The following is a 15,078-nucleotide window of genomic DNA, read 5'->3' as shown; positions in this document are numbered from 1 at the left end:
CGAGCCCTTTAGTATCGGAAAGAGGCGAAGTAGTAAGACAGGTTTTTGATCTCATCATCGGTTAACTTGCCCGCGATATTACCCATCATGTTCAAATCATCACCCTTACGAGTGCCATTTTTCCAAGCGTTGAGCTGAGTCTGAATGTAGTCGGCATGCTGGCTTGCTAGGCGAGGAAATTTGTCTACGCCCATACCACTTGGTCCATGACAGGTAGCACAAGCAGGAATGTTTCGATCCCAATCACCTTGGAATACAAGTTTACGATACGGGTTATCGATATCGGCTTGTGAGCCGCGCTGCTCTAAATCGGTAAATTCGTATGAAGGTAGTGATGCAAAGTATTCTGCGACCTCACGACGAACTGCGGGATCAGATACACCGTCAGCCATTCCCGTCATGATCGCGCTTTGACGCTCACCACTTGAGAACAGAACCAGTTGATGTTCTAGATAGTCAGCATTGAGCCCTGCAAGCATAGGGGCAATGTTGGGCATGCCTTTACCGTCGGCTTGATGGCAGCCGCTACAAGTTTCTGCGGCTTCTGGCATTGGATTAGGTGCTGCTTGTGCAAAAGCGGATAAAGAAAGGCTTCCTAGAGCAGCGATGCAAAGCGTTAGAGTTTGAGTTTTAATTGTCAGCTTAGTCATGAGGCGTCGCTATTGGTTGTAATGCATGCATTTTCGACATAATTGGTTGTTCGCGCTATTGTGGATTTCCACATTAATTCACTTGGAACTTGAGGTGAGTCTCACATTAATAACCTCAATCACCATAATGGTATTGATGTGAACTTCTATAGGTTGATCCAACTGCCGTTTATGAAATGCAAGGGAACTGCCATGTTCGCCTCGGTATAACTGCTTGTTAAGGCTCTTTTATGGCATCGATTGTATAAGCATAGCTGCTTTATGGATGCGGGCTAAAAAAGTTGTGGTGAAATGAAGATTACCTAATGGCTTTGGGTTGATTACTCTATTTAGAGCGGATGCTTTATCTAGATTGGGTACTTTATGTAGATTGGACGTTTATCCAAATAGCCTGCTTTTCTAGATCAAGGGGACGAAAAAGCAGAGCAACCTCGAATGACGAAGTTGCCCTGTTGTGTTCTCATCTGCAAATCAGATAAGGAAGTGTTTTGAATGAGTGATTAAGTTATAGCTTGCTGAGTTTAAGCTAGACCTTGTAGATCTTAGCCGGAAGCGCTTGCCTTGCTGCTGCCCCCACAACCCAATCCAACATGACGCCTTTGCCTTCTCTCGTCGGATCAATCAAGCCAATATCATTGATGTTAACGCCATCGTTTGACTTCATTTTCACCGGTTGTTGTGTGTCACCAATCCAGTGTGCACGCTCACCGAGTTCTTTGTGTCCAAAGCCGTGTTCAAAGCCTAATGTTCCCGGTTTGATGCCATCAATCACCATCGCCAACGCATGTGTGGTTGAGCTCGGTGTTTCAATCGCAAATACGTCACCTGTTTTGATACCCGCAGAAGAGGCGTCTTGCGGGTGGATGTAAACCGGATTTACCCCCTTGATAGATTCCAAGCGTGGTGACAAATTCGATACCGCACTGTGAATGTTGGACTTAAAGTTGGTTAGGGTAAATGGCCACTCTTTTGCTGGGAACTGCTCTGCCAAAGGTGTGCCGTCTGCAAGCTTTTGTGGATACCATGTCGGGCAACCCATGTACTGCTCACCACTGATGGTGTTGCGAGAAGTACCGAGCTTTTCATTCCAGATTGCCAGTGGTTTGGTCCATTTGTACTTCATGGTTTCATTGGTGTAGGCATTGGTGGCGTCTTCGAAACGACCGCCACGCGCAAAGATATACGCTACCTTGAGCATCTCTTCAGGCTTGAGTGTTTTGTTCATCACAGGCACTAAGCGTTCTAGACCAGACCAAACAATATCTTCCGCATCGACATTCGGCACGCCACCTTTTACGAACGCTAAGTTAGCAGCCGAGCGCAGGTAGAAATCTTCAGCGCTATGAATACCGTGCCAGTTACCTTGATTGTCTTTGATTACGTTGTCGCCGAAGCCACCTAGGCCAAGCGTTTTTGCTAGATCAATAAAGAAGTTCTCTAGGTTGATGGCACGTCCGTCTTGAGTGCGTGAGGTTTTAGGCTCAACAATCGGCCAACGAGCAGTGATCGCCTTAGTTGCAACGCCATGCCACGGTGTTGCCATACCCCAACTCTCGTAGGTTACTGTGTCTGGCACAAGGTAATCGGAGAGTGCTGTTGTTTCATTGATGAACGCATCGATAGAGACGATCAAACCCAGCTGTTTGGGATCTTTAAGCTTTTCACCCAGCAAGTTGTCTAAACCCGGAACACCATAAAGTGGGTTCGCCATGTGGTTGATCCACGCTTTTGCGCGATATGGGTAGCCATCAATCGCCGCTGACAAATGCTCAGTTAGCAGCGGCGCAGATATTGGGTACCAAGGCGCGCGAGTTGGGTAGGGTGACTCACCGGCTGCAACGCGACGTTTGTATTCGCTGGTTTTTTGATACGGGAACTTGCTGCGGGACAAGAATACACCTTGAGGTTTAGTCTTACCCTTGAACTTAGTAAAGTCGTAACGAGGACCTGCAACAGAAGTCGGGTAGCCACCCGCTTTAGCCATCGCACCGCCTTTTGCATTGATGTTACCGATCAGAGCGTTCAGCATCAGAATAGAGAATGAGTTGTAGAAGCCGTTGGTGTGCATGTTGCCACCGTGAGTATCGACGACGGCTTTTGTCCCGTAACTGGTGAAGCGTTTTGCTAACGCAATGATCTGATCTTGTGGGATCTCACACTGCTCACTGTAGTAAGCAAGGTCGTATTTGAAGGCTTCTTCTTTCAATCTTTGCAGAGAAGATTTAACGCGAACAGTCTGACCATCGATTTCTACATCTTGATCGACGAACAGAGCCGCTTCATTCACCTGAATATGCGATGATAATAGTGACGTTGTCACATTGAGTGCGATGAATCCGTCATCGTCAGACATCGGTTCGCCTGTTTCTAGCAACCCTATATCCGATGCACGAAGCATACGCCCATTTTGTGGGTGCGATTCGTCACTGATCACAAGGTGAGATGCATTACACCAGTGTGTGGTGCCTGCTTTCTTCATCGCTTGTGCGCTTGGGCGAGACAAGAAGTCGTGATTGTAGCGCTGGTTGTCGATGATCCATTGGATCATGCCAAGAACTAATGCTGAATCGGTGCCCGGTTTGATCGGTAGCCAGTTATTGCGATCGCCCGCCGCAAGGCTTGACGATCCTGCCGGAAGGCTTGGTGTCACTATGGTGTAGCTGAGTTTTCCGTTGGTACGAGCCTCAGCCAATTGTCTTGCTTGACGCTTGAACGGGTTACCCGCTTGAGCCGGAGACATACCGATGAAAAGAATGAACTCTGCGTTGTTGAAGTCGGGTTTTAAGTGCGAGAACTTGTCTAGATCGTTCATGATTGCGCCTGAACCTGCGCGGAACGCGTAGCCACAGTAAGATCCGTGGTGACCAAAGTTGCGTGTGCCGTAGCTGTTAAATGCAAAACGCTTCAAGATGTCATCCCGGCCTTCATTACCGGCATTGGTCACAAGCAGTTGGTTGGCTTTTGGTCCGTATTCAGGGTTGTTCGGATCGAGTGGTGTTTCGATGTCGCGAATCGATCGTAAGCCTTCAACTTCACCTTCACCGAATAAGTCACCGCCTTCGGTGATCTCAGAGATAAGTTGTTCGTAGCTGATTGGTTCCCACTTACCTTCACCACGTTTACCAACGCGTTTGAGCGGTTGAGTGATTCGGTATGGACTGTTTTGAATCTCTAACATGCCGTTACCGCGTGCGCAGGCTGTCGAACGGTTATGGATACCGGATTCACCAGACAAGCCAATGTAGGCGTCTTTTACCGGTGTTTTGAACGGGATCTGTTGGTCGCTTGATAGTGGGTGATACGGGTTGCCCGAGATGCGCAAGATCTCGTCATTACGGTTGTCGATACGTACACGTAAGCCACACAGTGTCCAGCAACCAAAACACATAGATGGTGCAACACGTTGGTTTGGATTCGGCGAGATCTCACCTTGCTCATCGACACTGTATTCCGTCTCTAACGAATTACCGTGATGGATGTGATTGGTTTTCTTACCTGCGGTGCCATCGATAGCACCGTGAACCATGTGCTTTGTGGTTGTCGCATAACCTGCAGCAAAAGCTCCAACACCACCGGCAGCAAGGCCTGTTTTCAAAAATTGACGACGTTTGTTATCCATGATGATTCCTCAGACTACAAGCTATGTGAGCGGTTAAGTGGTGATGATGTGTTTTGGTTTGGCTTAGATGCTGTCTTTGTCGCAGAGCCAGTTGATCTTGACGATCCAGCAGACACGATTTCAGAGGCGAACAACGCAAGTGCTAGCCACAGGCCGCACATGCCAACGATGCCAAGTAACCCAGCACTACCCATTGGTAATTCATAAGGGAATGGACCCACATCAAAACGAGGAATGGTTTGAACTTCCATCATGGTGACCCAACGTACCGCCCATGCTGAAATAATGGTCGCAAGCGCAACACAGATAATTCCTAGCTTACTTTGCGATAGGCGTTGTAGTGGCAGCACTAAGATCATGCACAGCAAAATGCTGGTGGTCATGATGCCTAAATTAATGCCCCAAGCGTCGTTCTCATACAGATTGAAGTGACCATGGTTAGATGCCCAAATCGAGGTGAGAATGATGGCAAGGCCACCCGTTAAGGTAATGGTTCTTTGTACTAGAGCGAGGTCTGTTGGTTTTAAGCTTGGCTTGTTTGAAGGCAGTAGAGCCCAAATCAACAACGTTAATCCCGTTGCAGAAAAGAATGCGGTCGTAAACCAAAGCAGCGGAGAAGCCGGTTGATGCCAAAGCGGTCGGCTCGCCAAAATTGCAATCTCGGCACCTGTGTAAAGCGCGATACTTAAGCCAGAGACAGCAGTGACAGCGGCTAGAGCAATCATCAGTTTGTTCGATAATTGCCACTGGCCCAGTGTTAGCCAAGCTAGTCGTTTTAGAAATGGGTTTTCACTTTGTTTAAGCTGTGCGATGTCATCACGCAGGTAAACCCAAGCCGTCGTGACAGCCAGACCAGAAAACAAAGGTAGAAACAAAGAGCCCAATGACATCCATGACCAAGGCGTAATATGAGCATAGAAGTGCCACGCACGTCCCGGTTGGTGCAAGTCACCAGTAAGCGCTAATGGTCCAACAATCGCGCCAATGGCCATCACAAGCACAAGGGCAGAACGGAATTGGTGACTGGTTGAGTTTTTAAAGATCAGTGCAATCAAGAACAAAATAGCGGCCGCGTAGGCTGAACCTATGTAGAAGAAATATTGAACCGCCCACGGTAGCCAAGCGATCTCTTGAGCGGGGACTAACACCTCAGTGATATTCATGCTGTCTCTCCTTGTTTGCCTTGTGTCGCGATTGCCAATTCTTGTTTGCTAGAGGATGAGTTATCGATGGCGGCTGGATCATAAATCGCAGGTTGGCCTTCAATGTGGCTAACGAATCGCTCGTTCATGCCGATATAGAAAACATGGGGGTTGGTATTCTGCTCTGGCTTAAGCACCTTGATGTCGTCTTGGTTTTCATTGAGCAGACGGTTGATCTCGCTGTTTGGATCTTTAAGGTCGCCAATGACACGCGCGCCACCGACACAGGTTTCTACACAAGCAGGCAGTAAGCCGTCTTCAAGGCGGTGTGCGCAGAAGGTGCATTTGTCTGCGGTAAGGGTGTCGTTATTGATGAATCGAGCGTCGTAAGGGCAGGCTTGAACGCAGTAAGCACAGGCTACGCAGCGTTTGTTGTCGACCATTACAATGCCGTCTTCACGTTGGAAGGTCGCTTGAACTGGACAAACCTTGATGCACGGAGCGTTATCACAGTGATTACAGAGGCGAGGCAACATGAAAGATTTCACGTCTTGTTGAGCAGTCGAACCATCATCAAGGGAGACTTCATACTGTTTTACGGTGGTTCTGAACTGGCCAATTGGTGCTTGGTTTTCAACGCTACAGCCAACAGTGCACGCCTGACAGCCAACGCACTTACGTAAATCAATCGCCATGGCGTAGCGTTTACCTATTTCGCCTTTGCGGTCAGGTTGGTTGTTATTGCGAATGGCTGTGCTTGCGACTGCGGTGTTGATTCCGGCAATGGGAATGAGCGCAGCGCCGGCGGAAACTTTACCGAATTGGCTGAGAAACCGTCTTTTCAATGAGTCCATAGAGGTACCTATAAATGGGTATTCGATCTGTTAGGCTCATTGTCAGTTTTTGACCGTTCACGGGGTATTGTGGATTTCCACATACCCAGATCAAAGTTGATCTAGAACAAATGTGGTTTTCGCTATCTAGCTGTTATGCTTTATTTAAAAGTGCTTCAACGCGTTGAGAAATCATTGAATAGGTAATCCGATTGAATAAAGAGATGTCCGTGACTGTTCGCAACTTCATCACATTCATCAGTACGTGCTGGCTGAACTTGAGTGCAGGTATTTGTTTCGCTGCTCAAACGGAACCTGTTTCAGTAGCGACAAGTACGATTGAATCAGATCAGACGATTGAAGTGGGTGTTTTAGCCATCAGGGGTAAACTTGCAGCGCAACAACGCTGGCAACTAACGATGGACTGGTTGTCTGAGCGTATCCCAGGAAAACACTTTGTTCTCAAGCCTTTTAATTTGGAAGAGATGGCGGAAGCGGTAAAGAAGGTCGAGGTCGATTTTGTTATCACTAATCCCGGCCAAGCAGTGCGTTTAGGACGTCAATACGCGCTCTCTTGGATGGCGACCATGACCAGTCACAATTACGACGATCAAGGTGTGAGCAGCACGCGCAGTATCGGTTCTGCATTAGTGGTCAGAAGAATGTCACCGTATATCTCGTTTGAGCAACTTAGTGGAAAGCCGATTGCTGCTGTCTCTGAAAATGCGTTTGGCGGTTACTTGACTATGCGTTACCAAGTAATGCAAGAAGGGCTGAACCCTAATCACTTTTTCTCTAACACCCAATTTTTAGGTTTCCCGATCGACGCCAGCTTGTATCAACTACGTGAAGGGCACATTGAAGCGGCTGTCGTACCAAGCTGTTTAGTTGAGAACATGATCAGTGAAGGTTTGCTGGTGGCTGGGCAATATCGAATCATCGGTAATCAAGCGCCTGAAGGCTTCCGATGCCAAGTGTCTACACCTCTGTATTCTAATTGGTCGTTTGCCAAAACAGAACGAGCCTCTTCGGCACTGGCTAAACAAATGAGTCAGGTGCTGTTTTCGATGCCAAAGAGCAGTGCACCAGCCATTGCAGCGAATGCATCGGGTTGGACGTCACCGACAAGCTTGCTGGCGATCGACAAGCTATATCAACAACTCGACATGCATCCACTGCAACAACCTTGGTGGAAAGAAGCGTTAATCTGGCTCAAGTACAATCAACAGTGGGCATGGGCGTTCTTTATTCTTGTCGTGTCTCTGAATGCTTACCACTTCTGGCTAGAATACAAATTCAGTCGCAGCAAAAAGCAACTAGAAGCGACGCTTTATAAGCTGAAAAGTAAGAGTGAACAGCTAGAGCACTCACAACGAATCGCGGTAGTTGGTGAACTGGGAAGTAGCTTGGCACACGAGATTAATCAGCCTTTGGCAGCTATTCGGAATTATAGCGAAGGTGGTTTACTGCGGATTTCGAAGAACAAACCGCTGACTGACATAGAGCCTGTATTAGAGAAGATCCAGTCGCAAGTGGACCGTGCTGATGCGATCATCCAGCGCTTAAGAAACATGATCAAAAAACGCTCATCAGATAAATCTCAAACTGATATAGAAGTTCTTCTTACAGATACCATCGAGCTACTGCAATTTCGATTACAGAAACACAAGATAACCATTGAACGTTATGTCGTGGGTAAACCTATCACGCTACATGTTGACCCCGTCGGATTGCAGCAGGTGGTTGTAAATTTGATCAACAATGCGACTGATGCGTGTAATGCTCAGATGCATCGCGAACAAAGCGCTACGTCTGATATTGGTAACAAAAACAACGAACCATCGACAATTAAAGTGATTACCGAGTATCAACCGGATAAAATAATGTTGTCGATTATCGATAACGGAACGGGCTTAGATTTCACTGAACAAGAAGTGACTCAAGCCTTTGTGAGCAGCAAAGAAAATGGCTTGGGGCTTGGGCTCGCGATTTGCCAAGATGTTATTGAAGATCACAGTGGTCAAATGACGATCACGTCACTCACCCCACATGGATGTCATGTTGCGGTGACACTGCCTTTCTCTCTTTCAAATGATTCATAAGGAATCTTGTTATGTCTGAACTTCATCAAAGGCTTCCTGTCTATGTGGTTGATGACGATGAGTCGATGCGCGATTCGTTGGTGTTCTTATTAGAAGAGCATGATTTCACTGTATCAGCTTTTGAAGATGGCCCCAGTTTTTTAGACTCAGTGGACTTGAGTGCGCCGGGTTGTGTGGTTTTAGACAGCCGAATGCCAGAGATGAGAGGGCAGCAAGTTCATGAGTTGATGGTAAAAGCGCAGAGCCCACTGTCGGTGATTTACCTGACGGGGCACGGTGATGTGCCAATGGCGGTTGAAGCCTTACAAGCCGGCGCGGTGAATTTCTTTCAAAAGCCAGTTAAAGGCAATGAGTTAGCTGAGGCGATCAAGCAAGGTTTGGACGCTTCAGAAAAGCACTTACACATGAATGTGTATCGCCAAGCGTACGCGTCGTTAACCGAGCGTGAGATAGACATCCTCAAACAAATTATCGACGGTAAGCGTAACCAGAAAATAGCCGATGAATTGTGCATTGCCATGAGAACAGTGGAAGTACACCGAGCAAGCTTGATGAAGAAATTCTCAGCGAAGACGGTTGCCGAGTTGGCTTACATATACGGTCAATTGACCTAGGTATAGAGCTATTCCTGTAAGAGAGTTGTACGGCAGTTGCACGAAATTGTTGATGGGAAAAACATCAATTTCGTCACTAAGCTTTAGGACTTTCCTGATGAAAGGCAGCCTTCATAATTTATCTATATTGAAGCAAGATCACATCGTCTATGGACTGCATACGGATTGAACCTCCTAGGCTTCTTATCGCAATGTAATCCTGAGATACTGAACTAAGTTCATTTTAAGGCGGAACGTGCCAGTAACTGCACTTTTCCCTGTAATTCGAAACATAACATTCACTATGGGTAGAACACACTCTCAACGTCGAGTCTTGTATCTGCCGAGTTAGGTTAAATATTTTATGAGTACAATGGGAATCGCAATTGGTGCGACCGCTCTTTCGTTAATACTTGTTGCTGTGTGGCTGATTTCTTTATCACTAAGAAAGCAGCGCTTGGAACAAGAACGTAAAGCGCGAGCTGTCGCTTACCGAAAGGCGATTGAAAAGGCACGTATCCAAGAGCAAAAAGAGCGCCACTTTAAAGCAGAAACAGGGCATGTCCCGTCGATTCTATATTTAGCGAAAGAGGCTGAACGTAACAATATCAAGGAAGCGTTATATTGGTACGATAAAGCGGCGCATTTGGATAACGTCAACGGCATGTACGGCATTGTTCGCTTAAGTATGAAGCGCAAAGAAGATCTGATCTTGAGAGAACAAGCCAACTTTTGGCAGCTTGCGATCTCTGCCTTAGATAACGATATGTCGGCGAAATTTGAGATGGGTAAAGCCCTGGTTCATGGACGTGGGACCGTGAAGAACATCCCCAAAGGCTACACCTATATTGAAGAGTCTGCCGCTGGTGGTAATACCGAAGCGATGCTATTCATGGGTGACTGGTGCCTAGACAAAGAAAATCCAGACTACTCTGCAGAAAGCTCTGTTGATTGGTATCGCAAAGCGGCAGAGAAAAACAACCTAGACGGCAAGATCAAACTGGGTATGAGTTACTTAAATGGTGTTGGCGTAGAGCCGAACCATGGTGAGGCTGTGTACTGGTTTGAGACAGCAGCAGAAAAGAACAGTGCAGAGGCAATGTTTAGAGCGGGTGAAGCGTGGATCGACCATGGTGAACACGGTAATGCAATTGCTTATATCTGGCTATTCCTATCTGCTCATTTTGGCTACTCAGAAGCTAAGCAGCAGAGAGATAAAGTGGGCGGTGAGCTAGGTGTCGATGCGGTTGTGGGCTTACAAGCACTGACTAAACCGATCATGACCAAGCTGACCCAACAAGCAATCACCAAGCACTCAATTATTAAGGCGCTCAACAAGCTTTACAAACGCAATATACCGATTCCAAAGAAAGTGAAAGAAGCGTCTGATGAAGAGGCTGAGCCATTAAGTGTAGAGACCAGCCATCTAGATACTCAAACGGCGAGTGCTCAAGATACGAATGTTGATTACAGCCAACAACCTAATTCCGAGCAAGCATCAACAGAGAGACAAGCGACCCCAAATAGTGACCCTCTAGACTTCAGTCAGGCAGCCGTGGATCCAAGCTGGAAAAGCAACCACTAAAACGTGTTGGTTAGCTTTGATGAGTTAGACAAAAATGACTGAATCTATAAATCTATAAATCTATAAATCTATAAATCTATATAGCTTCTAACCGTAATCTAGAAAACCAAGACAACAAAAAAGGGAAGCGAATGCTTCCCTTTTTATTTGTGTGCTATTTGCTTTTAGAGCTTAGAGCTTAGAGCTAAAGCCTAATACCCAAGAGCTGTTAAGCTTTGTTTTGCTCAGCTTTACATACAGCCGCAGTGAACACTACGTCAGTTGAGCTGTTAAGTGCTGTTTCAGCCGAATCTTGAATCACACCAATGATGAAACCAACCGCTACAACCTGCATCGCTACATCGTTTGAGATACCGAATAGGCCACAAGCTAGAGGAATCAGTAGCAGTGAGCCACCGGCAACGCCTGATGCACCACATGCTGAAATTGCAGCAACAAGGCTTAGTAGAATCGCAGTGAAGATATCAATCTCAATACCCATTGTGTGTACAGCTGCAAGCGTTAACACAGTGATGGTGATTGCAGCACCTGCCATGTTGATGGTTGCGCCTAGAGGGATTGATACAGAGTAAGTATCTTCATCTAGCTCTAGCTTCTTACAAAGGTTCATGTTCACTGGGATGTTTGCAGCGCTTGAACGAGTGAAGAATGCTGTTACACCAGATTCACGAATACATTGCAGTACAAGTGGGTATGGATTCTGTTTTGTCTTTACAAAGACAAGCAGTGGGTTAACGACAAGAGCAATGATCAGCATTGAGCTTAGTAGAACCGCTAGCAGTTGACCGTAGCTTGCTAATGCATCGAAGCCCGTTGTTGCGAATGTAGTCGAAACAAGGCCGAAGATACCGAATGGCGCAAGACGAATAATGAAGCGAACAATGTGTGAAACACTGTGGCTAAGGTCTTCGAAAACCGCTTTGGTTGTTGCAGATGCGTGGTGCAGTGCAAGACCAAGGCCGATTGCCCAAGCAAGAATACCGATGTAGTTCGCGTTCATTAGTGCGCTAACTGGGTTATCTACAAGCTTGAATAGAAGCGTATGAAGAACTTCTGCAATACCTTGAGGAGGGTTAGCACCTTCAGCGCCAGCAACCAGTGTCAAAGTGGTTGGGAACATGAAGCTCAGTACTACAGCAGTCAGTGCTGCAGAGAACGTACCAATCAGGTAAAGCACAATGATTGGACGCATATGAGTATGCTGACCTTTCTTTTGGTTTGCGATAGAAGCTGCAACAAGAATGAATACTAAAATTGGGGCAACAGCTTTCAGAGCACCAACAAACAGACTACCTAATAGGCCTGCATCTTGAGCTGCTGAAGGAGAAACCATGGCGAGAACGACACCGAAAACAATACCAGCAAGGATCTGTAGAACGAGATTTCCACGAGCGATGCGGGCGAGCATGTTGTGATTTTGCATAAAATACCTGCAATTGTTAATTTATTATAGTGATGTATTTTTTATAAAGTTGTACCAAATCCAACTATACACTAGTGGAATGGGCGGTCATATTAGCGGGATCTAAGAGGGTGTCTAGGAATAGTTTACTTTTAGGGTGATTGTTTGCGCTGCGTGGTGTTTTTAGAGCTAAATGTTAAATTTTTGTGCTTTTGTTGAGGTATAAGTCTGCTGAATAATGTTCCATTGGCTTAATGTTCTAGTATTTATGGTGTGTAAACCATTACTGATAAAAACATTGTGTTCGGAAATAGCTGCCTAAACTTGTATAGGTAAAAAAGCCACTTCAACAGACATCATAGACATCACCTACTTTGCTTAATCTACGTTGGTGCATGACTTGCCATGTTTTGTCGTTATCTAATCTTTCTATCGGCATTCCCACCTACTTAAGCAGCGTTAGCTGTGAATCTCATCAGCTCTCCTTAATAGCGTCAGGCTACTGAACTTAATACCTTGCTACTTTGATATATCGCACACCTTATCTGGTGATTTATATCATCATGTTATTTTATATGACGTAATTTATCTAAAATTGCCGTTGTAAGTGGGTGGCATATATCCTGTGTTGGTCTTAATTTACAAGAGTATGAGCAATGAGTTTAATCAGTATCCCTTATGTAGAGACCTCTGCAGATACCGTTTTACATATAGCAGCCGCTATCGTGCTGATCAGCACCATAGCGGCTGGCCTGTTCGGTTTTTGGAAGCTTCACGAGATCCCTATTCAAAAGGCTCATAAGACTGACCACCATCAGATAGGGTTGATTACCGCGCTCACTTGGATTGGCTTCATTTGGCACTGGGTGTGGGTGCTCGCCATTATCATTGCTTTTGTAGATTTTGAAAAAGCCATTATCCGACTGCGTGATTTATGGAATTCTCCGGCTCAAGTTAATCAATCAGAGGATGTCTAAATGTTAGAAGGTTTAGCGGTTTGGTGTTTGTTCATCTATTTATTAAGACTTGTTGGCATGCCTTGGAACACAGGGACGAAAGCATTCGCTTATCTAGGAGGCAGTGGTTGGTTGTTATTTGTGTGGGTAGGATTAATTAACTATACACCAATGGATTTGTCGGGAGGCTCTGTGGTGCAGTCTCCTCACATTCAGCTTCGCCCAACCTCAACCAATGTCTCGGGTAAGGTCGACCAGATTTATATCACCCCTAACCAACGCATTGAGAAAGGGCAGTTAATCTATGAGATTGAAAACGAGCCTTATCAAATTGCTTATGAACAAGCGAAGATTTCGCGCGACTCGGCAAACGTAGCGGTTAGCACTGCGGCTGAAGAAGTAAAAATCGCTGAATCCAGCTATCAGGCAGCGTTACATGATTTTGAAATGACACAAAGTGAGCTTTCAGCTGCTCAGTCAAATAGAGACTTACAGAAAAGAACGTTGAAGCGTTATCTTGAACAAAACCGAGTCGTGCGTAATACGATCACTGAAAGCATGATTGATAACCAGCAAACGGTCGCCGATTCTGCTGTGTACACTGTGGCCAAGCTTGAGTCACAGCTGAGCAAAAAGAAATCTGATGTAGAGAAAGCCAAGCTACAAATAACCAAAGCGGAACTCTCGGTTGAATCCCGTCAGTCAGACTTTAACGAAACAATTCAGAAGGTGAATAAAGCAAAATGGGATCTTGATAGCACCAAGATTTATGCACCCGCTGATGGCTTTGTGACTAACTTTATTCTTCGTGAAGGTCAGCTTGTTTCTAGAGTTCCACGATTGCAGATGTACACCAACGAGAAATACGTATTGATGAGAGTGAATCATCAAGCGATTAGAAATGTTAAACCGGGTCAATTGGCTGAATTTACAACGCCAGTTTATCCAGGGAAAGTATTCACGGCAGAGGTTGAAGGTATTATTGAAGCAACCGGCGAAGCGCAAAGTAACTTGCTTGGCTTTGACCAGAATGTTCGCTCTACGACAGGCAAGAACCTACAAAACAAACATCACTTTGTTAGGTTGAAAGTCTTTGAACCTGAAGGCTATAGCGTACCAGTCGGCTCGGTTGGTTTAGCTTGGATTAGCGGAGAAAAGCCAACAGAGCTTATGGCGTTTCTTGATGTAATACGTGGAATCATTTTACGTATGAAGTCGCAGCTCTACTATTTCTACTCTTTCTAGAGCTAGAGCTAGAGCTAGAGCTAGAGCTAGAACTAGAGTTAATTCGGTTATTTAATTCCGAATTATTCAAAATAAGATTATTAATGAAATTACGGGCCACAGTCGTGGTCTGTAATTTTAATATGTTTGCTATTCAGTGAATATTTAATCGAAAGTCTAAATTTAACTGGAATATATTTATGCTATTCATATCTTCTGAAATAAAAAGATGCATTAAACCTATTATCTCTCTGTTGCTATTAACGAGCTTGGTGGGCTGTCAGGCGACTCAACGTCAGGACGCAACGACTGGTGAGATGGAAACGAATTCCACAACAAAAGGGACTGCGATTGGTTCTTTGTCTGGTGCTGCGATTGGTCTCCTGTCTGGAGATAATTCAAAAGAACGGAAAAAGAGAGCGTTAATTGGGGCAACGGCTGGCGGTCTCATCGGTGGAGGAGTCGGCTACTCACTGGATAAGCAAGAGGACGCTTTGCGTCAGGAGTTGCTAGATTCAGGCGTTCAAGTAAAGCGTGTTGGTGAAAATGAGTTAGTGTTGGTGATGGAAAACGGCATCGGTTTTCGCTCTGGTGAATACCTACTTGAAGCGACGGTATACAATTCATTGAATGGTGTTGCGAGAATATTGGTCGAGTACCCAGATTCGTATTTGCAGATCAAAGGCTATACCGACAGTACTGGCAATGATGCTTCTAATCAGCAGTTGTCTGAGAAACGTGCTGATTCAGTAAAAGCTTACTTAGTGAATCAAAAAGTGAAAGGTGGACGAATCAGTACCAGCGGCCTTGGTGAACGTTACCCTATTTGTGACAATGCAACCGAAGACGGAAGAGCCTGCAATCGCCGTGTCGAGATCAGTATCCAAGCCATCTAGCGAGGTGATGCAACCTTTCTCAGGCTTTGTTTCCTAATTGGATCTCAGATAGAAACGGCCAGTATGGGTGATTATT

11 protein-coding genes are annotated in these 15,078 nt (G+C 45.7%); 6 read left to right on the top strand and 5 right to left on the bottom strand.

Annotation, left to right across the window (positions count from 1 at the left end; all coding sequences use genetic code 11):
• Positions 1–8: 8 nt before the first annotated feature.
• The 4 genes from AB6E52_RS10045 to dsrO all read right to left on the bottom strand — a co-directional run bounded on the left by AB6E52_RS10045 (position 9) and on the right by dsrO (position 6,265).
• On the bottom strand, positions 9–650 hold the full coding sequence (locus AB6E52_RS10045; protein ID WP_102320675.1) for a c-type cytochrome: 642 nt from the start codon (positions 648–650) through the stop codon (positions 9–11).
• A gap of 526 nt (positions 651–1,176) precedes the next feature.
• A complete protein-coding gene (locus AB6E52_RS10040) occupies positions 1,177–4,269 on the bottom strand; it encodes a tetrathionate reductase subunit A (RefSeq protein WP_102320674.1) in 3,093 nt (1,030 codons plus the stop codon).
• A 14-nt stretch (positions 4,270–4,283) separates the two neighbouring features.
• Entirely contained in the window at positions 4,284–5,432 is a 1,149-nt protein-coding gene (gene nrfD, locus AB6E52_RS10035; protein WP_102320673.1) for an NrfD/PsrC family molybdoenzyme membrane anchor subunit, read from the bottom strand.
• Entirely contained in the window at positions 5,429–6,265 is an 837-nt protein-coding gene (gene dsrO / locus AB6E52_RS10030; RefSeq protein ID WP_102320672.1) for a sulfate reduction electron transfer complex DsrMKJOP subunit DsrO, read from the bottom strand. The genes nrfD and dsrO overlap by 4 nt, the downstream gene beginning before the upstream one ends.
• 209 nt (positions 6,266–6,474) lie before the next feature.
• Between dsrO and AB6E52_RS10025 the strand changes: the two genes are divergently transcribed.
• The 3 genes from AB6E52_RS10025 to AB6E52_RS10015 all read left to right on the top strand — a co-directional run bounded on the left by AB6E52_RS10025 (position 6,475) and on the right by AB6E52_RS10015 (position 10,524).
• Positions 6,475–8,346, top strand: coding sequence for a sensor histidine kinase (locus AB6E52_RS10025; RefSeq protein ID WP_102320671.1), 1,872 nt, complete (start codon positions 6,475–6,477; stop codon positions 8,344–8,346).
• Positions 8,347–8,357: 11 nt separating this feature from the next.
• Complete coding sequence (locus AB6E52_RS10020) at positions 8,358–8,960, top strand: response regulator transcription factor (protein ID WP_048609831.1); 603 nt, start codon at positions 8,358–8,360, stop codon at positions 8,958–8,960.
• A 352-nt stretch (positions 8,961–9,312) separates the two neighbouring features.
• On the top strand, positions 9,313–10,524 hold the full coding sequence (locus AB6E52_RS10015) for a tetratricopeptide repeat protein (RefSeq protein ID WP_102320670.1): 1,212 nt from the start codon (positions 9,313–9,315) through the stop codon (positions 10,522–10,524).
• 208 nt (positions 10,525–10,732) lie between these two features.
• On the opposite strand, the gene sstT is transcribed toward AB6E52_RS10015, so the two are convergent.
• A complete protein-coding gene (sstT, locus tag AB6E52_RS10010; protein WP_004732110.1) occupies positions 10,733–11,947 on the bottom strand; it encodes a serine/threonine transporter SstT in 1,215 nt (404 codons plus the stop codon).
• A 635-nt stretch (positions 11,948–12,582) separates the two neighbouring features.
• Here sstT and AB6E52_RS10005 point away from each other — a divergent pair.
• From AB6E52_RS10005 to AB6E52_RS09995, 3 genes are all read left to right on the top strand, one after another.
• Entirely contained in the window at positions 12,583–12,903 is a 321-nt protein-coding gene (locus AB6E52_RS10005) for a hypothetical protein (protein WP_017072398.1), read from the top strand.
• Complete coding sequence (locus AB6E52_RS10000) at positions 12,904–14,127, top strand: HlyD family secretion protein (RefSeq protein WP_017081815.1); 1,224 nt, start codon at positions 12,904–12,906, stop codon at positions 14,125–14,127. It abuts the gene before it with no gap.
• Between the two features lie 212 nt (positions 14,128–14,339).
• Positions 14,340–15,002: an OmpA family protein gene (locus AB6E52_RS09995; RefSeq protein WP_170967992.1), complete on the top strand. Its 663-nt coding sequence runs from the start codon at positions 14,340–14,342 to the stop codon at positions 15,000–15,002.
• Positions 15,003–15,078: the final 76 nt, after the last annotated feature.

It is taken from the genome of Vibrio sp. 10N.247.311.13, assembly GCF_041467595.1.
Taxonomy (GTDB): domain Bacteria; phylum Pseudomonadota; class Gammaproteobacteria; order Enterobacterales; family Vibrionaceae; genus Vibrio; species Vibrio crassostreae_C.
This window is presented reverse-complemented; position numbering and strand designations above follow the sequence as displayed.